20 protein-coding genes are annotated in these 18,013 nt (G+C 63.4%); 14 read left to right on the forward strand and 6 right to left on the reverse strand.

Going from position 1 to position 18,013, the window contains the following annotated elements:
• Positions 1–101 precede the first annotated feature (101 nt).
• Entirely contained in the window at positions 102–1,316 is a 1,215-nt protein-coding gene (locus XH89_RS16800) for a sterol desaturase family protein (protein ID WP_194468078.1), read from the forward strand.
• A 47-nt stretch (positions 1,317–1,363) separates the two neighbouring features.
• Here the strand turns inward: XH89_RS16800 and XH89_RS16805 are convergent, their stop codons facing one another.
• Positions 1,364–2,539, reverse strand: a complete 1,176-nt coding sequence (locus tag XH89_RS16805) for an MFS transporter (RefSeq protein ID WP_210345258.1) — start codon at positions 2,537–2,539, stop codon at positions 1,364–1,366.
• A 413-nt stretch (positions 2,540–2,952) separates the two neighbouring features.
• Between XH89_RS16805 and XH89_RS16810 the strand changes: the two genes are divergently transcribed.
• Positions 2,953–3,393 carry a MerR family transcriptional regulator gene (locus XH89_RS16810; protein ID WP_194468080.1) on the forward strand — a complete coding sequence of 147 codons (441 nt, stop codon included), beginning with the start codon at positions 2,953–2,955 and terminating at the stop codon, positions 3,391–3,393.
• Here XH89_RS16810 and XH89_RS16815 read toward each other — a convergent pair.
• Entirely contained in the window at positions 3,370–3,780 is a 411-nt protein-coding gene (locus XH89_RS16815) for a nuclear transport factor 2 family protein (protein ID WP_194468081.1), read from the reverse strand. The two genes, XH89_RS16810 and XH89_RS16815, sit on opposite strands and share 24 nt — an antisense overlap.
• A 430-nt stretch (positions 3,781–4,210) precedes the next feature.
• On the opposite strand from XH89_RS16815, the gene XH89_RS16820 reads away from it, so the two are divergent.
• The 5 genes from XH89_RS16820 (at position 4,211) to XH89_RS16840 (ending at position 7,889) form a co-directional block, all read left to right on the forward strand.
• The gene (locus XH89_RS16820) at positions 4,211–5,167 is read left to right on the forward strand and encodes an AraC family transcriptional regulator (protein ID WP_194468082.1); all 957 of its coding nucleotides are present in this window, start codon (positions 4,211–4,213) and stop codon (positions 5,165–5,167) included.
• A 252-nt stretch (positions 5,168–5,419) separates the two neighbouring features.
• Complete coding sequence (locus XH89_RS16825; protein WP_194468510.1) at positions 5,420–6,040, forward strand: nitroreductase family protein; 621 nt, start codon at positions 5,420–5,422, stop codon at positions 6,038–6,040.
• Positions 6,041–6,074: 34 nt separating this feature from the next.
• A complete protein-coding gene (locus XH89_RS16830) occupies positions 6,075–6,620 on the forward strand; it encodes a carboxymuconolactone decarboxylase family protein (RefSeq protein ID WP_194468083.1) in 546 nt (181 codons plus the stop codon).
• A gap of 44 nt (positions 6,621–6,664) precedes the next feature.
• Positions 6,665–7,384, forward strand: coding sequence for an FMN-dependent NADH-azoreductase (locus tag XH89_RS16835; protein ID WP_194468084.1), 720 nt, complete (start codon positions 6,665–6,667; stop codon positions 7,382–7,384).
• Positions 7,385–7,424: 40 nt separating this feature from the next.
• Entirely contained in the window at positions 7,425–7,889 is a 465-nt protein-coding gene (locus XH89_RS16840; RefSeq protein ID WP_194468085.1) for a DUF3788 domain-containing protein, read from the forward strand.
• A gap of 7 nt (positions 7,890–7,896) precedes the next feature.
• Here the strand turns inward: XH89_RS16840 and XH89_RS16845 are convergent, their stop codons facing one another.
• Complete coding sequence (locus XH89_RS16845; RefSeq protein ID WP_194468511.1) at positions 7,897–8,298, reverse strand: ACT domain-containing protein; 402 nt, start codon at positions 8,296–8,298, stop codon at positions 7,897–7,899.
• Positions 8,299–8,457: 159 nt separating this feature from the next.
• Here XH89_RS16845 and XH89_RS16850 point away from each other — a divergent pair, with 159 nt between their 5' ends.
• Positions 8,458–8,613: a hypothetical protein gene (locus XH89_RS16850; protein WP_194468086.1), complete on the forward strand. Its 156-nt coding sequence runs from the start codon at positions 8,458–8,460 to the stop codon at positions 8,611–8,613.
• 17 nt (positions 8,614–8,630) lie between these two features.
• On the opposite strand, the gene XH89_RS16855 is transcribed toward XH89_RS16850, so the two are convergent.
• Positions 8,631–9,857: a DNA polymerase IV gene (locus XH89_RS16855; protein ID WP_371825215.1), complete on the reverse strand. Its 1,227-nt coding sequence runs from the start codon at positions 9,855–9,857 to the stop codon at positions 8,631–8,633.
• Positions 9,858–9,916: 59 nt separating this feature from the next.
• A complete protein-coding gene (locus tag XH89_RS16860) occupies positions 9,917–10,228 on the reverse strand; it encodes a DUF3572 domain-containing protein (RefSeq protein ID WP_194468088.1) in 312 nt (103 codons plus the stop codon).
• Between the two features lie 248 nt (positions 10,229–10,476).
• Between XH89_RS16860 and XH89_RS16865 the strand changes: the two genes are divergently transcribed.
• Both XH89_RS16865 and XH89_RS16870 read left to right on the forward strand, forming a co-directional pair.
• Positions 10,477–10,842, forward strand: coding sequence for a response regulator (locus tag XH89_RS16865; protein WP_008566616.1), 366 nt, complete (start codon positions 10,477–10,479; stop codon positions 10,840–10,842).
• Positions 10,843–10,856: 14 nt separating this feature from the next.
• The gene (locus tag XH89_RS16870; protein WP_194468089.1) at positions 10,857–12,230 is read left to right on the forward strand and encodes a PleD family two-component system response regulator; all 1,374 of its coding nucleotides are present in this window, start codon (positions 10,857–10,859) and stop codon (positions 12,228–12,230) included.
• Between the two features lie 484 nt (positions 12,231–12,714).
• Here the strand turns inward: XH89_RS16870 and XH89_RS16875 are convergent, their stop codons facing one another.
• Positions 12,715–13,278, reverse strand: a complete 564-nt coding sequence (locus XH89_RS16875; protein ID WP_194468090.1) for a TetR/AcrR family transcriptional regulator — start codon at positions 13,276–13,278, stop codon at positions 12,715–12,717.
• Positions 13,279–13,434: 156 nt separating this feature from the next.
• Between XH89_RS16875 and XH89_RS16880 the strand changes: the two genes are divergently transcribed.
• The 4 genes from XH89_RS16880 (at position 13,435) to XH89_RS16895 (ending at position 18,003) form a co-directional block, all read left to right on the forward strand.
• A complete protein-coding gene (locus XH89_RS16880; protein ID WP_194468091.1) occupies positions 13,435–14,673 on the forward strand; it encodes an MFS transporter in 1,239 nt (412 codons plus the stop codon).
• Positions 14,674–15,098: 425 nt separating this feature from the next.
• Entirely contained in the window at positions 15,099–16,493 is a 1,395-nt protein-coding gene (locus tag XH89_RS16885) for an ammonium transporter (protein ID WP_194468092.1), read from the forward strand.
• Positions 16,494–16,568: 75 nt separating this feature from the next.
• The gene (locus XH89_RS16890) at positions 16,569–16,907 is read left to right on the forward strand and encodes a hypothetical protein (RefSeq protein WP_210345259.1); all 339 of its coding nucleotides are present in this window, start codon (positions 16,569–16,571) and stop codon (positions 16,905–16,907) included.
• Positions 16,885–18,003: a DUF6745 domain-containing protein gene (locus XH89_RS16895; RefSeq protein WP_194468093.1), complete on the forward strand. Its 1,119-nt coding sequence runs from the start codon at positions 16,885–16,887 to the stop codon at positions 18,001–18,003. Before XH89_RS16890 ends, XH89_RS16895 begins: the two co-directional genes overlap by 23 nt.
• The last annotated feature ends 10 nt before the right edge of the window (positions 18,004–18,013 follow it).

Below are 18,013 nucleotides of genomic sequence, written 5' to 3' on the forward strand. Positions count from 1 at the left end.
TGGCATCGTGGCTACCACGGATTGACGAAATCCGCCCGTCCACCATAACTTCTCGCGACCGCCATCGATGACTCCGCCGTGAGGAAATAGGGGAGGCCAACGTGAAAATCCTGATGTTCGCGATTCCGGTCTTCATGGCCACGATCCTCATCGAGGCGGCGATCGCGTGGCGGATGGGGCGTCGCGGGGTCTACGACGTACCCGACGCCATTACGAGCCTGCACCACGGCGTGCTGAGCCAGGCCATCGGCGGCTTCGCCAAGCTCATCGACATCGGCCTCTATGTCGCGGTCTACCAGGCCTTCCACCTCGTCGAATGGAGCCGCGACAGCGTCCTGCTCTGGGTCGCCGCGTTGCTGCTCTACGACTTCTCTCACTATTGGTACCACCGCTTCAGCCACGAGATTCCCGTGCTCTGGGGCAGCCATGTGGTCCATCATTCGTCGGAATATTTCAATCTTTCGACCGCGTTGCGGCAGCCCGCGACCGCCGCGCTGTTCACCTGGATCTTTCACCTGCCGATGGCCGTGCTGGGCGTTCCACCGATCATGTATGTCATCGTCGGTCTCGTCGATCTCCTGTACCAGTATTGGGTCCACACCGAGCTCGTCGGCCGGCTCGGCGCGCTCGACCGCATCCTGGTCACTCCGTCGAACCATCGCGTGCATCACGGTCAGAACGACTATTGCATCGACAGGAACTACGGCGGGATCTTCGTCCTCTGGGACCGGATGTTCGGCACCTTCGTCGACGAGCGCGACGGCGAAAAGATCGCCTACGGAATCCGCAAACCGCTGCGGAGCCTGAACCCGCTCTGGAGCAACCTTCAGGTGTACGCGGATCTGATCCGACAGACCCGCGCGGCTCGCGGGCTCGCCGGCAAGTTGGCCGTCTGGTTCGGAAGAATGCAGGCGCCGGAACCTCTGGATCCGTCGGTCGTGCGTCGTTACGACCCCGAGACGCCGCGGGCGGTCGCCGCCTACGGCGCGGTTCAGTATACGCTCACGATGGTGATGCTTCTGCATTTCCTGTCCGGCTTCGAAACCTTTCCGGTGCAGGTCTCCGTCACCTATTCCATTGTCATCCTGGTTTCCTGCATGACCATCGGCGGCGTCATGGAAGGACGTCGGATCGCCTTCGCCGCCGAAACGGCGCGACTGGGCGCGCTCGCGCTGGCCGCGATTGCGCTGCCGGACTGGTTCGGCTTGCCGCTGCCGACGGCGGCCCGCGCCGTCGCGGCAGCGGGCGCGCTCGCCGCCGGGATCTGGTTGCTCACGCTTCGCCGCGAGCGACGGTCCGCCCCGGCGGCGGCCTGACCGATCGGAGGCCGGGACGAAACCCAGGCGCCGATTGAACGCAGCCCTTAAGCCGCGCCTTCCTCGACCGCCGCCGATGCCGACCGGGGCGTGGAAACCAGCGCGGCGAAGGCCCCGAGCAGCGGCATGGCGATAAGAAGCGCGACCGCAGCGACGTCGAAGGCGACGCCCGCACCGCCGGCGCGGTGCGCGAAGACGCCCGCGATCGGCGGCAACGCCAGCATGCCCGCGTAGAACGCGGAGAAGAAGATTCCCATTCCGACCGCGCGCGCCTGGGCGGGAAGCGCCCACGTCGGCAGGCTGGCGAACGTCGCTCCGGATAGGCCGGCCACCAGCCCCAGTGCTGCGAAGATGAGAACGTCGTGGTCGGACACCGGAACGGCTGCCATCCCGACCGCGGCGAGCAGCAGGGATGCGGCGGCGATCCAGATGCCGGAGCCTCGCCGGATCGCAAGCGCGCCGCCGACCGGGATAGCCGCGATGGTGACCCACAGCGCGACGCTGACGTGAGAGGCGGCGATCTCGGCCGTATAGCCCCGCTCGGTGAGAAGCAACGGACCGAAGGCAAACGCATTGGCGAAAGTGGCGTTGGCAGTGCCACCGACGAGGCCTGCAATGGCCACCGCGGCCGTGACGGTCGCGCCTGGAAAGGCCGCGGACAATGGTGCGCTCGGTCGCGCCTGCTTCGGCAGCGCGAACAACAGGATGAGCGCCATCAGGGTCAGGATCACGAGTGCCATCGATGCCCCCATCAGCCCGAACTTGTCCGCTATCGGCGGCAACGCGATCAAGGCCAGCGCTATCCCGCACGGCCACGAGCCGGCGAGAGCCGCCATCGCAAGGCCGAACTGCCTGCCAGTGAACAGATCAGCGATCATCTTGGTGCCAGCGATGGTAAACACCACCCCGCCCGTGCCAGCGATGATTCTGGCCAGCAGGCGCGCGTTCCAGTCGCTCGACAGATCGACGACGGCGCCGGCGAACATCAGCGCTGCGCACAGAAGAAGCGTCGTTCGTTCGCCGAGCCTTTGGACCATTATTCCCCCAGGAAGCGCGACGAGGACGCTGGGTGCGAGGTAGGCGCCGACCAGGATGCCGAGCCGGGCATAATCGAGGCCCTCCGCGCGAAGCAGGGGGCCGAGCGCTCCGACGCTTTCGAACTGCATGCCCATGACGCAACGCGCCGTGAAAAGCAGGGCCAGAATTCGCCATTTCGACTCCACAGGGGCCTCCGCATCCGACGATTGCATCCGGCCAGTGTTACGTCGAAGCTCCCGCGAAGCAAGCCGCGATGTCGGCTTGATCAGAGGATCCTGAGCTTGCAATTCGAAAAACAAGGGGTGAAGCGGGGGAGCCATCGCGCCACCCTTGCTGGGCCGCGCCCGCCCTGCGCTTTCGCAAAACTTGAAAACAACCCCGTGCACAGCAGAAACGCAATCTCGAAATGGCGTGCTAGTTCGTATTTTTAGAATTTTCTTTGGCGCGTCGGGCAGAGCAGTGGCACTATGGCATCGTGGCCATCCGAACATAGCAGCGGCAAATCGAGGTCGGCGGCGCGCGCAATGCGTGCGCGACGTCCTGTCTCCGGGCAAGCAGCGTGACGGTTGCCAAGCGGTTTTGAACGAAAGGAAAAGCCATGTCGCGAGGGCTTCGCATCGGAGAGGTCGCCGGCCGAACGGGCCGCAGCATTCATACCATCCGCTGGTATGAAGCTCAGGGCTTGATCCCCGGCGTCGTCAGGGACGGCGGCGGCCGGCGCGTCTATAGCGATTTTCACGTCGGCTGGCTGGATCTGATGGAGCGCCTGCGCGGCACCGGCATGTCGGTCAAGCAGATGCGCGAATATGCGGCGCTTGCGAAACGAGGCGAAGCAGCGCTGACCGAGCGTCACGCGCTGCTCGCAGCTCACCAGCGGCGCGTACAGGACAACATCCACCGCTGGTCGCAGGCCTTGGCGCTCATCGAAGCCAAGGTCGAATTCTATGAGGAGTGGATCGTCAGTGGGGAAAGACCCGCGGTGTCGCCGCATGGGCGCCTCAAGGCCGCGCCGGCCTCATTGGCTGCCGGGCGGCCTTAACACCCTCTCGACCAACGCGGTGTCCATGTATTCGGTCAGCTCGCGCAGTTTTCCGTCGGCCATGCGTATGACGAAGCAGTAGGTGTTGGCGTAGAGCTCGCCGGCAAGCGTCGTTGCATTGCCCCGGCACTCGGCAACGACGTAGTCGCCTTCTGCAATGATGCGGGACACGGCGAGGCTGGTGGGAGCGGTGAATTGTCGGTGGAGAGGCTTCATCAGGCGCTCTAGCACGTCGGCCTTGCCGACATATTCGCCGGACCAGGGCGTCGAGCCGGTGATCCGCCAGACGAAGTCATCTGCCATCGCGGCGATGAAGGGGCCGGGGTCGCGACGTGCGCGCGCATCCATGATGTCCTGAATGAGCGCCTTGTTGTCGGTCACTGTCATGGGCTGTCTCCTTGAATCGGGGCCAGCCATCTCTCTACAGGCTAGAGCATGCTCTAGATCAAGCCGAATTTAGGACGTGTCGATCGTCTGCATACTAACCGCAACGGTTGGCGTGACCTGCATCATCCTATTCACGCTATTGGCGACACCCCCAACTGTCCCAAGTTGATTTTAGAGGCGTCCTAATCTTTTGCCCATGCGATTCAATCGCTCAAGGCGCCGTCTCCGACGATGATGTCGCCTCCGTCGCGGGCGCGCTTCTCCACTTCGGTTAGAAACACAAGGAGCCTATCGCGCTGTTCCCAATTCGCTGCAAGCTCGCAGAGCTTTTCCAGCGTTTGTCGCCGATTTCCCCGAGGCGCCCGGCCTCGTAGCGCCGCGCTTCTTCCTTCCGATATACTACGCGATCCGGCCAAGGTAACGAGATCTTATGTCCCAAATCGATTGGCTTAGCCAGCTCCTGCAACTGATCACCATCACCGGCCAGCTCGAGGTCCGCTGCGCCTACGGTGCGCCGTGGCGTCTTACCTGGGGCCGGGCAGCGGCGAACGAGATCCCTTACCACGTCATAGTCAAGGGCCGGGCCATTTTAGAGAATCCGGAGACGAGAACGGCGCGGGAGCTGGTGAGCGGGGATATCGTGCTGCTGCCCCATGGTGCTGCGCATGTGCTGCACGACGGTAGTGGGCAGACGCCAATCCGTACACACGAAAGCGTAGGCTCTGCCGGATGGATGTTGAGCGAGAACGATGGGCAGGGTGAGCAACTGGATCTGATGTGTGGGCGATTTTTCATTGCGCCCCCCCATGATCGGCTGATCCGCAACTACATGCCCGTGGAACTGGTCGCGCGGGCTATGAACAGCAATGGAGAAGACGAAACCGGCTCCGCTTCCAACCAACTGGCCAGCTTGGTGAGGCTGATGCGAATGGAGTCCGCCTCTGACAGAGCGGGAGGACGTGCTATTCTCGACGCACTTTCTTCAGCCTTGTTCACCCTGGTATTGCGCTCGGCGAGCGAAGCTGAGAAAGCGCCCGAAGGCCTCTTGGCCCTCGCCGGTCATCCGCGACTGGCTCCAGCCCTTGCGGTGATGTTTGCCGATCCAGCGCGGTCTTGGAAACTGCCTGATTTGGCGGAGATGTGCGGCATGTCGCGCGCTACGTTCATGAGGCACTTTCAAGACAGGCTAGGTTGCTCCGCCCTCGACCTGTTGACCGATCTCCGCATGAGCCTGGCCGCCAACGAGTTGAAAAAACCTGCCATCAGCACCGAGGCTGTGGCCGAGACAGTTGGGTATCAATCCGTTTCGGCATTCCGGCGTGTATTTACCGAGAGAATGGGGATGACACCGGGGGAATGGCGCCGAGTGGCGCACAAGGGTGAGTAGACCTACGGCCTGGGTCGGAGGCGCGCCAGTTTGATCCTTTCGCGCATCGTATTGAGCTGATCCAGTCTCGAAGTTTCCATGGCCAACCGTAAATTGGGCTCCGTCATCACTTGATGAAGGAGCCACGCAATGAACTGCACCACCCCAGTCGCCGCCGATCCCGCAACCAGCGCAATCGCTGAGATCTTTCCGCAGGCCAAGACGGGCGGAAATACTCCCCCCTCCCAACCTTCCCATTCGCTCACCCAGCCGATGCCGACGAACGTCGTCATTGAAACCATTCTGAGCCGCAGTGCCGCCAAGTACTACGACCCCACCGCCACTTTGCGCGACGATCAGATCCGCGAGTTGGTGCGGATCGGCACGTCCGCGCCGACATCCTTCCACCTGCAGAACTGGCGGTTCATCGCCGTCCGTACGCCCGAGGCCAAGGCTCGGCTCCATCCGATTGCCTGGAAGCAGCCCGCGATCCTCGACGCTGCCGTTACCTTTATCATCATCGGGCAATTGGCCGATGCCAGCACCGTGCCCGATCGTCTGGCGTCTGTCGTGGAAGCCGGAATCATGCCGGCGCACCTAGTGCCGGATTGGGAAATCCCTGCGCGCGGACTGTATGACGATCAGCCCCAGCGGCAGCGCGATGAGGCGGTACGCTCCGCGACCTTCGGCGCCGCGGCGATCATCTATGCGGCTCGCTCTTTGGACTGGGGTTCGACGCCGATGATCGGCTTCGACGCCGAAGCCGTGCACCGCGAGTTCGGTCTGGCCGAAGACGAAGTGCCGGTCATGCTGCTGACCGTCGGGCCGGAGCGAGCAGGCAACTGGCCGCAGAAGCCCCGCATGCCGGTGGCTGACGTGCTCGACTTTGCATAATTCCAAATCAACTCAAGAATTCATGGAGACTACGATGGCAAGGACTGTTGCTCTGAAGCAAGAACAGGTGCCGGTTGAATCGAAATCGACCCTTGATGCGTTCACCAAGAACATGGGGTTCACCCCAAATATGATGGCGGCCTTCGCGCAGAGCCCAATCGCATTCAACTCCTGGGCCACCCTGCTCAGCTCCCTGAGCAAAGCCCTCGACGTAAAGACACGCGACAGTATCGGACTCGCGGTCTCCGAGGTGAATGGTTGCAACTATTGCCTGACGGTTCACAGCTTCACAGCCGAACACATGGCGAAGCTATCGGCCGATGACATCATTCTTGCCCGAAAGGGCCATGCCAACGACCCGAAGCGGGACGCCGCCGTCCAGTTCGCACGCAAAGTCATCGAGACGCGTGGGCAAGTCAGTGATGCCGATCTGAAAGCGGTCCGCGAGGTTGGCTACACCGACGCGAACATCATCGAGATCGTAGCATTGGTGGCCATGTACTCGCTGACGAACTTCTTCAACAACGTTTTCGATCACGAGAAGGACTTTCCGGCCGTCGCGCCGGCCGGCTCGATCTGAGCTTGGTCCCGTCGCAATCCCACGAAGCAAATGGAATCGATCGCATGAACATCCTCCATATTGATTGCAGTCCGCGTCAGGATTCGCATAGCCGCCGGCTTTCGGCGGCGGTCGTCGAAAAGCTTCTCGAGGTTGCGCCCGGGGCGAGCATCACTCGGCGCGATTTAGGGACTGAACCCTTGCCTCACGCCGTGGCGGATTACGCGGTCACGCTGTCTTCGCTGGCCACGTTGGCGGCTCCGCTGAAGGGTGCTCTGGACGTTTCCGAAGCGCTTATTCAGGAAGTCGAGGCGGCCGATGTGATTGTCATCGGAACGCCTATGCACAACTTCACCATTCCCTCGGTCCTCAAGGCCTGGATCGATCAAATTCTGCGCGTCGGTCGCACGATGAAGTCGACGCCGTCGGGAAAGGCGGGAATGCTCCGGGATCGTCCGGTTTTCATCGGCGTCGCTTCCGGTGCCGTCTTTTCCGGCGAGCGAGCCAATCAGCCCGATTTCCTCACGCCGTACCTGACGCTGGCGCTGAACTCCATTGGGCTGAAGACCCTGCAATTCCTCCCGGTGCAGGCCACCGCGATTCTTGACGGGGACAAGGCCACATCAGCGAGGGACAACGCTCTTGCCGCCATCGACCTTACGGTCATGGGAGAGCTTCGAGGCGGCCTCGATCGTCCTGCAGTGCTCTCGCGATGCCCTCCTGCTCCGGGGACGGTCGCACCGGCAGCATTCAAGAGCGCGCCTCTTGGCACGCTCGCATCATAACCCTCCGGCCTCTGCCGGGCTATGAACACGAGGTCTTTCGATGATTTTACCTGCCGGTACGCTTCCCCAAGTCGGCGACAGGATCACCGACAAATCAGCACCGCCCGATGACAGCGCCGTACGCAAATGGCTCGGACCAGATGCGTTCGAGCATTGGGCTGAGCTGCGGAACTGGATCGACGAATTCTACCCTGGATTTTTCGCGCCGGACTGGCTCTACGGTGGCAAGAATCGCGGTTGGTCTCTGCGCTACAGGAAAACCAAGGCGTTCTGCACCTTGGCGCCGGAATACCGAAGGTTTTCGGCTGTCGTGGTGATGGGTGGCGCAGAACGAGAGAAGTTTGAGGAGCGGCGCTATGTCTGGCGGCCGCAGTTGGTCAAGCTCTACGATGAAGCCAAAACATACATCGACGGGAAATGGCTGACGGTTGCCATCTCATCGGCAGATGATCTGCATGATGTGACGAAGCTTCTGACCATGAAGCGCCCGCCAGATGTATCGTAGCCTAGGCTCAGTTCGGCCCGCTCATGTTTTGCAACAGAGCCATCGCCTCGTCGGCGCGATCCACGGGCACGAAGAGATGATCGTGATGAAACGCCGACACGGCATTCACGCTGATCCCGGTCGCGGCGAGACGCGCTGTGATTGCTGCCAGAAAGCCCACCGCATCGAGCGCGGAGTGAACCGTCAGGGTGATCAGGCGCGAGGGAAATGCGTAGCCTAGTCCCGCACGTTCGGCCTCCTCGTGCAGGATCACCAGCGTCGTTCCTTCGCGTTCGCGGAACGTCAGCACCGGGCTGATGGTGGCTGGAATGCTCGCGCCCGGCGCGAGCGTGCAAAACACGAAGATGCCGTCCAGGATTTCCGGCTTCATGTTATTCAGCAGCGCGTCGAGATTGCGTTCGCCTGTCACCATGCAAGCAGCCGCCAAGCGCATGTTGAAGCCGCGACCAACATACCTTTGTATATCTCCTCAAATACTTCTAATAGGCCGAGCCTACGCTGGTACAATTGAGCGACAGCGGGAGATTCTTACAATTTGAGTCCACTCGGGTCACTGCGAGGAGCTCAAATGAACGTCGTCATCCAGAAGCTCAACGGCTTGTGGCACCTCATTGTCGGGTCTTGTCAGATCCGGACTCCGTTCCTGGAGACGCAGGATCGGCAGCTGGTCGTTCAGTATGCGAGGCGCGCCTATCCCGGTGCGCAAATCTTCGAAGGCGACTAAAGTCGATCGGGAGGCCATCACTCCTGCGCCTTCTCCGGGCCGTCATAGGCGATACCGCGGATCACGGCGGCGTTGCCGAACTTCTTGCGCAGACTGTCCACCGCGCGCTCGGCATGGGCGGCGCGGCGGTCGAGCATGTCGGTGTCGTCGGCAGGAGAGCCGTCACGCAGGGCGCTGACACCGGCGCCCATCAGGCGGAAGGCAGTGCCGTCGATTTCCTTGGCCAGCATCTCGCGGCAGATCGAGAAAATTTTTGCGGCAAGCTGGGTCGGCGCCGCGATCGACTGCGAGCGGGTGCGCTGGCGGAAGTCGGCGGTCTTCAGCTTCAGCGTGACGGTCGAGCCGGCAAGCTCGCTGCTCTTGAGCCGCGACGACGTTTTCTCGCACAGCCGCCACAGGATTTTTTCCAGCGAGGCGAAATCGCGGATGTCGGTTTCGAACGTGGTCTCGCTCGAAATCGTCTTGGCGCCGCGATCGGGCTCGACGCGGCGATCGTCGATGCCGCGCGCGAGCCGCCACAGCCTGCGGCCGTCGCTGGGAAACTGCCGCATCAGCTCGATCTCGTCGGCCTTTTGCAGATCCGCGATGATGCGGAAGCCGCGCTGCACCAGGCGCTCCTGCGTCGCCGGCCCGACACCGAAGATGAAGCCGACCGGCTTCTCGGCCAGCATCGTCCGTGCTTCCCCCTGATCGAGCGTGGCGAAACCGCGTGGCTTGTCGAGGTCTGAAGCGATCTTGGCCAAAAACTTGTTGCAGGAGAGGCCGACCGAGACGGTGATGCCGACGTCGCGCTCGACGTCGCGAGCAAAGCGCGCCAGCACCTTTGCCGGGATCATGCCGTGCACGCGCTCGGTGCCGGAGAGATCGAGAAAGGCCTCGTCGATCGACAGCGGCTCGACCAGCGGCGTCAGCGCCTGCATCGCCTGCCGCACCTCGCGGCCGACGCGGACGTATTTCGCCATATCCGGCCGGATCACGGTCGCATGCGGGCAGGCTTCCAACGCCTTGAACATCGGCATCGCCGAGCGCACGCCATAAGTGCGCGCGATGTAGCAGGCCGCCGACACCACGCCGCGCTTTCCCCCGCCGATGATGACGGGCTTGTCGGCGATCTCAGGGTTGTCGCGCTTTTCGACCGTCGCGTAGAAGGCATCGCAGTCGATATGGGCGATGGTGAGCCCCGCGAGCGCAGGGTGGCGGACCAGGCGAGGGGAGCCGCAGGCGGAACAGCGCCGCACGCCCATATCCAGATCGGCCAGACAATCCCGGCAGAAACAGCGGGGCCCGGCCGTATCAGGGGCGCTCACGGCACGTCGCGCTCCCAGGTGCGGTCGCCGAGCGCATCGCCCAGTACCTGCCGCGCTGCAGCAACGTTGGTCGGGTGCAGCTCCGAGGCCTTGGCAAAGGCCTTCACGGTGTCGTCGTCGCGCAGAACGAAATCGAGCACGCTGAGCAGGAAATTCGGGTCCGAGGCGGCGTTCCGGAGGGTCTCCGGGCCGACTCCGGTCTCGGCCAGGAACAGGCCCAGCCTCTCAGGGTCGCCCGCAATGAAGGACAGCGCCTGAATCGCAACGATTTCAGCGACTTCGCGGGGGTTGTGAACAGGCTTTTTCAAGGGGCCGGTTTGCCTTTCCGTTAACTTTCGGTGTCTACTTTGGAATATGCCCGAGTCTTAATGTTGAGTCTCGGCTTTGAGTCTTGCGGCCCCGGACAAGCAACTGGAAACCACCGCAGAAAGTGGCCCTCGGGTTTAACGAAACTAGAGCGAATCTGAGGCTAGTTTGAATCCAGTTTTCGAAGCGCCGGAAAGCGGCCTCTGAGGCGTCACATGCATCGGTCATTGCGACCAAACAGGAGGGCGGGATGGCTAAGACCGTCCTGATCGTGGAAGACAACGAGCTCAACATGAAGCTCTTCCGCGACCTGTTGGAGGCGCACGGCTACCAGACATCGGGCACCAGCAACGGCTACGAGGCACTCGACCTCGTGCGCAAGATGCGGCCCGATCTCGTGCTGATGGATATCCAATTGCCGCAGGTCTCGGGGCTGGAGGTGACGCGCTGGATCAAGGACGATCCGGAACTGCGCGCCATTCCCGTCGTCGCGGTCACGGCCTTCGCGATGAAGGGCGACGAAGAGCGCATCCGCGAGGGCGGCTGCGAAGCCTATTTGTCCAAGCCGATCTCGGTCGGCAAGTTCATCGAGACGGTCCGGCGTTTTATCGGATAGGAAGTGAGTTCAAAGTGTCCGCGCGAATCCTTGTCGTCGATGACGTTCCTGCCAACGTCAAGCTGCTAGAGGCCCGTCTCTCCGCCGAGTATTTCGACGTGATGACCGCCTCGAACGGCACCGAGGCGCTGGCGCTGGCCCGCCGCGCCGAATGCGACATCGTTCTGCTCGACGTCATGATGCCCGACATGGACGGCTTCGAGGTCTGCCGCCGCCTGAAGACCGATCCAGCCACCCACCACATTCCCGTCGTGATGGTCACGGCGCTCGACAGCCCCGCCGACCGCAACCGCGGGCTGGAAGCCGGCGCCGACGACTTTCTCACCAAACCCGTCTCCGACGTCGTGCTGATCGCGCGCGTGCGCTCACTGACGCGGCTGAAGATGATGACCGATGAGCTGCGCATGCGCGCCATCACCTCGCTCGAGATCGGCATGCAGGCGCCGGAGCGGAGCGCAGTGGCCGATACGGGCAAGGGCGGCCGCATCCTCCTGGTCGACGACCGCGAGTCCTCCTACGAGCGGCTGGCGACGATCCTTGCCGCCGAGCACACCATCGACGTCGAGCCCAATCCGACCGAGGCGCTGTTCCATGCCGCCGAAGGCAATTACGATCTCTTGATCGTCTCGCTCGATCTGAACAATTTCGATGGCCTGCGGCTCTGCAGCCAGGCGCGCTCGCTGGAGCGCACACGCCATGTGCCGATCCTGGCGATTGCGGAAGCGGAAAACTCCACGCGGCTGCTGCGCGGTCTCGAGATCGGCGTCAACGACTATCTACTGCGCCCGATCGATAAGACCGAGCTGCTCGCGCGCGCGCGCACCCAGATCCGCCGCCGTCGTTACACAGATCATTTGCGCGACAACGTGCAGAACTCGATCGAGATGGCGATCACCGATGCGCTCACCGGCCTGCACAATCGCCGCTACATGGAGAGCCATCTGGCAACGCTCGCCGAGCAGGCCTCGACCCGCGGCAAGCCGCTCGCGCTGATGATCCTCGACATCGACTATTTCAAGTCGATCAACGACAATTACGGCCACGACGCCGGCGACGACGTCTTGCGCGAATTCGCGGTGCGCGTGCGCAAGTCGATCCGCGGCATCGATCTCGCCTGCCGCTATGGCGGCGAGGAGTTCGTGATCGTCATGCCGGAAACCGATCTGCACGTCGCCGGCATGGTTGCCGAGCGTCTGCGCCGCTCGATTGCGGGCGAGCCTTTTGCGGTCCACAAGGGCACCAAGCGCATCGAGGTCACGATCTCGATCGGGCTCACCACGCTGGAGCAGAAGGGCGAGGCGGTCGCCGACGTCCTCAAGCGCGCCGACACGGCGCTCTATCGCGCCAAGCACGACGGGCGCAATCGCGTGGTGTCACAGGCGGCGTGAGATCGGGGCCGAGACAAAAGCGCGACAACAACTCCCTGCACATTGTCGAGAGAGTTGACTCCATCTCCCGCTCGAGGGCGGACCCTTCGCTTCTCTCAGGGATTCTGCGTCACACCCCTCGGATCCGGGTGCTGCGGTCCGGGCTCCTGACGCGGGTCTCCATTCCTGTCGGTGTCAATCGACGGAACAATGTCGGGGGCGGTAACAGTGTCGCCAAAAAGCGCAACGTATTCTGAAAGCGGCATATAGCCAGCTTCGACCAATGCGCGTGCAGTCGTGCGATCCATGGGCATTGCGATCCTCCAGCCGATAGCCTCAATGCTAGCCTCGCTCGGGTAAATGCGACGTTAGGTCGATGCGCAACTGCTGCGTTGCGTTGCGGTTAATGCGTTGCGTTTAATGCGTGGCGCAGGGCGGTGATCACACTCCCCAGCGGTACGTGAATGCAGCAGATTGACCGACGAGGGAGCCCGGAAGGCGCCTTCTAGGCTTGCTTCACCGGCTTTTCACCATGCCTTACTTTGACGCCTGCATTCCGCAGCAGCACCTTCGCCGCCTCCTTCGCCGCACGCGCCATCGCGGGGTCATCACGCACCAAGTCTTGCGCGATTGAGCCGTCGACCAACAGCACAAGCTGTGTGGCGAGCGCATCGGCGTCCGTAACGCCAAGCTCGGTCAGCCGGTCACGAAACCAGACGCGGCGACTTTCCTTGAAGGCGATGGCGATCTTCTTGACGGCGCGGTCGGTGGGCCCGAGCTCGGCCACCGCATTCACGAACGGGCAGCCGCGAAAATCCTTCGCGGCAAAGCGCCGCTCGAGCGAATCGAAGGTGGCGAGAATCTGCTCGGCCGGCGGCTTGTCGGAGGGGCGGGCGTGGACGAAGCGGCGCTCCAGATAGGCCGCGATCAGCGCGTCCTTGGAGGGGAAGTGGTTGTAGAGCGTGCGCTTGGAGATGCCGATCTCGGCCGCAATGGTGTCGACGCCGATGGCACGAATGCCTTGCAGATAGAACAGTCTGTCGGCGGTCTGAAGGATCCGTTCCTTCATGTCGGATTTTTCGGCGGACGGCATAACACAGACCTGTGTAACAAGCGCCTTGACAGCGCCCGCTACCTATAGACTAATTACACAGGTCTGTGTAACCAAAATCAACGCGAATTGCAGATGCCGGCGCGCGTGCCGCGCCCATGAGGGAGAACAACAATGCCCTTGTTGCAGGTCCTGCGCCCGGCACTGCCGATCCTGATCGGCGCCTCGATCATGCTGACGCTGAGCATGGGGCTGCGACAATCGCTCGGCATCTTCATGCAGCCGCTGACACACGACATCCACCTCTCGGTGTCGGACTTCACGCTGGCGCTGGCGGTGCAGAACCTCGCCTGGGGTTTTCTTCAGCCGCTCGCCGGCGCCATGACGGTGCGCTTCGGCTTCCGCCCCATCATGATCGTCGGCGCGTTGATGTACATCGTCGGCCTCATCCTGATGGCGACGGCGAACGGGCTCGTCAGCACCATGATCGGTGCCGGCGTCCTGATCGGCACCTCGCTCGCCTGCACAGCGGCCGCGATCGCGATGTCGGTGGCGGCACGCGCCGTGCCCGCGACGGTGCGCTCCACCGTGCTCGGCATCGTCTCGGGCGCCGGCTCGCTCGGTGCGCTACTCTCGGCGCCGATCGGGCAGATGCTCAACGAGGGCTTTGGCTGGCGCATCGGGCTTGCCGGCTTCGTCGTCATGTCGGTGCTGATGATTCCCGCCGCATGGTATGCCGGCCGCGTCGACGCGATCCCGCTGCCGAAGCCGGCCGCCGACGACATCGGCGATGCCACGGCCGCATCCGTGACGAAGGCGGCGTTCGGCAATGCCTCCTTCGTGGTGATGACCTGCGCTTATCTCGTCTGCGGCATGCAGCTCGTCTTCCTCACCACGCATCTGCCGTCGTACCTCGCGATCTGCGGCCTCGATCCGATGCTGAGCGCGCAGACGCTCGGCATGATCGGCGGCTTCAACGTGCTGGGCTCGCTGTTCTTCGGCTGGGCCGGCCAGCGCTGGAACAAGCTGGCGCTGCTGGGGACGATCTACATCCTGCGCTCGCTGGCGCTCGCCTGGTACTTCATGCTGCCGGCGACGCCGTTCTCGACGCTGCTGTTCGGCGCCATCATGGGCTTCCTCTGGATGGGCGTCGGGCCGCTGGTCGCAGGCGCGGTCGCCGAGATGTTCGGCCTGCGCTGGCAGGCCATGATCCAGGGCCTCGCCTTCATGAGCCACCAGATCGGCAGCTTCCTCGGCGCCTATGGCGGAGGGCTGATCTACGACGCACTCGGCTCCTACAGCATGGCCTGGCGCATCGGTGTCGCGCTGGGATTGGCCGGCGGCATCGTGCAGGTGGCGTTCGCGCTGATCCGGCCGGCGCGGCCGTCGGCGCCGATGCTGCGGACGGCGTAGGCATTGTCAGTCGCTGCTCATTCGTTGGGCGATGCGCACCTGCGTGAAGCAGCGCGTGGCGCGGTTGCCGCAAGGCAGCAAGCTGGAATCGAAGCGCATTCAGCAGCTTGAATGAATCGCGTCGATGGTGCGATTCTTGCATATCCTTTCACCAAGAATTGGAACCGCGTCTGACGCTTTCCGATCTGGCGACAAGGGAAAGGCTGATAAGCCATGAGGCTGGTCGATGCCAGTCTCCAGCCATCGACGCTCGACGACCTCATCGCGCCGAGCCGCGATCATTTTGCCCCGAAAATCCGAGCTGATCACGCTGGCGCTGTCGCTCCGGCGCGAATGATCGTCGCTGCGGTTCCACTCAAACAATGCCCAGAAGGCATCTCTTGCGACTGATCTCTTGAGACTGATCTCTAAGACTTGGGAGGACGATGATGCAATCAAGAACATCCACGCGCCAAAGGCTCGTGACACTGGTGGTCGCGCTGTTGGGAATTGCGCTTCTCTACCTCGCCCTCGGCGAGGTCGCGCTCGCCGAGGATGCGGCCCCGCCCGCCTGCGGCGGCAAGATCCTCGAGAAGTGCACGCCCAATTCCGGCGACACCGCCTGGATGCTCACCTCCGTTGCGCTGGTGCTGATGATGACGGTTCCGGGGCTCGGGCTGTTCTATGGCGGCATGGTGCGCAAGAAGAACGTCGGCGACACCGTGATGACGAGCTTTGCGGTGACCTGCCTCGTCACCATCCTGTTCGCGCTCCTGACCTACAGCCTGGCCTTCCGCGCCGGCACGCCGTTTATCGGTGGGCTGGATCGCATGTTCCTGAAGGACATCCTCAGCGACATCGGCAAGGGCGGTATCGGCAATCCCAATCCGCTCGCGGCGACCATCCCCGAGAGCGTCTATGTCTGCTTCCAGATGACCTTTGCGATCATCACGCCGGCGTTGATCGCAGGTGCGTTCGCCGAGCGGATGAAATTCTCCGCGATGCTCTGGTTCATTGGCCTCTGGGCGATCTTCGTCTATGCGCCGATCGCCCATTGGGTGTGGGGCCCTGACGGCATCTTCTCCTCCGGCAATGACGCCGCCTGGGTCAAGGTGCTCGATTTCGCCGGCGGGACCGTGGTGCATATCAATGCCGGCGTGGCAGGCCTGATGTGCGCCATCATGCTCGGCAAGCGCAAGGAGACGGGACCCGCCCACAACATGGTGCTGACCTTCATCGGCGCCTCGCTGCTCTGGGTCGGCTGGTTCGGCTTCAACGCGGGCTCCGCGGTGACGGCAGGCATGCAGGCCGGCATGGCGATGTTGGTGACGCAGATCGCAACGGCGGTCGCCGGCTTCACGTGGATGCTGGTGGAGTGGTCGCTCAAGGGCAAGCCGACGGTTGTCGGCATTTGCTCGGGCGCGGTCGCAGGCCTCGTCGCCATCACGCCGGCGTCGGGCTTCGTGAGCCCGGTGGGCGCCTTCGTGATCGGCATCGCGGCCGGTGTCCTCTGCTACTGGGGATGCACCGGGCTCAAGGCCATCTTCAGCTATGACGATGCGCTCGATTGCTTCGGCGTCCACGCCCTCGGCGGCATCGTCGGCGCACTGCTCACCGGCGTCTTCGCCGTCGAGCAATATGGCGGCACCGCGGGCGCGCTGGAGGGAAATCCCGGCCAGTTCATCAACCAGTGTATCGGCGTTGCGACGGTCTTTGTCTACGACGCCGTCGTCAGCCTGATCATCCTCTATGTGGTCAAGCTGTTCGTCGGGTTGCGGGTATCGGAGGATATGGAGCGCGACGGTCTCGACCTCGCACTGCATGGCGAGGTCGTGCACTAGGAGTGCGCGACGGCAATGTAGAACCATCCGGCCATCCGCGTGATCAGCAGATGCGCCGGCACGGGAGAAGGCATGATGACCGAAATTTTTGCGCAAGGTGACCTGCTGATCGAGCGGGTGTCCGATGTGGCGCCATCGGGAACGCTCGTCCAAACCGGTGTGCCGCTGGTCCTGCTGGAGGGCGAGGCCACCGGACATTGTCATGCGATCCGCGAGGGCGCGACGCTGTTCCGCGACGACGATCTGGCACGCGACATTCCGGCCGGGCTCTATCTTGGGCATCTCCAGATCGCCGCAGCTTATGCGCGGGTGACGCACGAGGAACATGCGCCGCTGACGCTGCCGCGCGGGACCTATCGCGTGCGTCGTCAGCGCGAGCTGGGGCCGCGGGATGCGCGCGTCCTCGCCGACTGAGCAGGCGCTGTCTGCGGGGCAGACGGCGGCGTTGGGCGATTACCGTGCGCGGTGGAGAGCCATCGGACGCGCGACGGCGCCTGCCGATCGCGATGCCGCGGAGGAGGGCGCGCGGCTTGCCTATCAGGCCGCAGAACTAGAGCCGCCGGCCCGTATCGTCTGGTGCGACGGGCCGCTGGCACTGGCCGGCCGGAGGTCGCGCGACGACGGCCGCAATGTCCGCGTTCGTCTCGTCGATCGTCTTCGCCGGCGTATTGCGTCGCTGGTCAAGGCGCGCTTACACCGGAAGCTGCTGGCCGCGGTCGACAGAGCGGTCGATCCCACTGATCCGCTGATCAGGGCGTCGACCGAGACGGTGATACGGAACGTGCCGGAGCATAATCTGTCGGTGCTGGGGCAGCTGCGCCGGACCGGCTTGTCGTTGTCAGGCGTGCTAGAGGCGTTCACCGCCCCACGGCGCTTTGCGAGCTGCGTGGCGGGGCCCCACGATCTGTCGTGGCTTGGCGCTTACGATTATCTCCGCGAGGTCTTTGGTTTGCATGCGGAGACGGAGCCCTTGCGCGGCCTGATGCGGCTCGCGACGAGCGTGGGCTGGCTGCTGCCGCACGAGCACAGCTGCTGGCTCACGGAGCGACCGAACCTGTTGAGCGGCGATGCGCGCGACCGGCTACATCACGCCAGCGGGCCGGCGCTGCGTTATCCCGACGGCTGGTCGATTTGGGCCTGGCGCGGGGTGGAGGTGCCCCGCTGGATTATCGAGCAGCAGGACCGGATCACGCTCGCCGCGATCGACGAGCAGATCGACGTCCAGGTCCGCCGCTGCATGATCGAGATCATGACGCCGGAACGTTACGTCGCCCTTGGCGGCGCGACCCGGGTGGCCGAGGACGAGACCGGAATCCTGTGGCGCCGCAACTGGCTCGCTGCGGACGCCTGGGCCGCCGTGGAGGTCGTCAACGCCACACCCGAGCCGGACGGCACGCGCAGGCATTTCTTCCTCCAGGTGCCGGCCAATCTGCGCACGGCGCGCGAAGCGGTCGCGTGGACCTACGGCATGAGGGCGGAGGCCTACGCACACCTCGTGCTGAGGACGTAACGCATGCCTG

The sequence above is a fragment of the Bradyrhizobium sp. CCBAU 53340 genome (assembly GCF_015291645.1).
Classification (GTDB): domain Bacteria; phylum Pseudomonadota; class Alphaproteobacteria; order Rhizobiales; family Xanthobacteraceae; genus Bradyrhizobium.

Excerpts from the sequence above, each read along its gene's own strand:
- XH89_RS16810 (WP_194468080.1), top strand. The coding sequence starts at position 2,953 with ATGTCGCGAGGGCTTCGCATCGGAGAGGTCGCCGGCCGAACGGGCCGC.
- XH89_RS16815 (WP_194468081.1), bottom strand. The coding sequence starts at position 3,780 with ATGACAGTGACCGACAACAAGGCGCTCATTCAGGACATCATGGATGCG.
- XH89_RS16820 (WP_194468082.1), top strand. The coding sequence starts at position 4,211 with ATGTCCCAAATCGATTGGCTTAGCCAGCTCCTGCAACTGATCACCATC.
- XH89_RS16825 (WP_194468510.1), top strand. The coding sequence starts at position 5,420 with ATGCCGACGAACGTCGTCATTGAAACCATTCTGAGCCGCAGTGCCGCC.
- XH89_RS16830 (WP_194468083.1), top strand. The coding sequence starts at position 6,075 with ATGGCAAGGACTGTTGCTCTGAAGCAAGAACAGGTGCCGGTTGAATCG.
- XH89_RS16835 (WP_194468084.1), top strand. The coding sequence starts at position 6,665 with ATGAACATCCTCCATATTGATTGCAGTCCGCGTCAGGATTCGCATAGC.
- XH89_RS16840 (WP_194468085.1), top strand. The coding sequence starts at position 7,425 with ATGATTTTACCTGCCGGTACGCTTCCCCAAGTCGGCGACAGGATCACC.
- XH89_RS16850 (WP_194468086.1), top strand. The coding sequence starts at position 8,458 with ATGAACGTCGTCATCCAGAAGCTCAACGGCTTGTGGCACCTCATTGTC.
- XH89_RS16855 (WP_371825215.1), bottom strand. The coding sequence starts at position 9,857 with ATGGGCGTGCGGCGCTGTTCCGCCTGCGGCTCCCCTCGCCTGGTCCGC.
- XH89_RS16865 (WP_008566616.1), top strand. The coding sequence starts at position 10,477 with ATGGCTAAGACCGTCCTGATCGTGGAAGACAACGAGCTCAACATGAAG.
- XH89_RS16875 (WP_194468090.1), bottom strand. The coding sequence starts at position 13,278 with ATGAAGGAACGGATCCTTCAGACCGCCGACAGACTGTTCTATCTGCAA.
- XH89_RS16880 (WP_194468091.1), top strand. The coding sequence starts at position 13,435 with ATGCCCTTGTTGCAGGTCCTGCGCCCGGCACTGCCGATCCTGATCGGC.
- XH89_RS16885 (WP_194468092.1), top strand. The coding sequence starts at position 15,099 with ATGATGCAATCAAGAACATCCACGCGCCAAAGGCTCGTGACACTGGTG.
- XH89_RS16890 (WP_210345259.1), top strand. The coding sequence starts at position 16,569 with ATGACCGAAATTTTTGCGCAAGGTGACCTGCTGATCGAGCGGGTGTCC.
- XH89_RS16895 (WP_194468093.1), top strand. The coding sequence starts at position 16,885 with ATGCGCGCGTCCTCGCCGACTGAGCAGGCGCTGTCTGCGGGGCAGACG.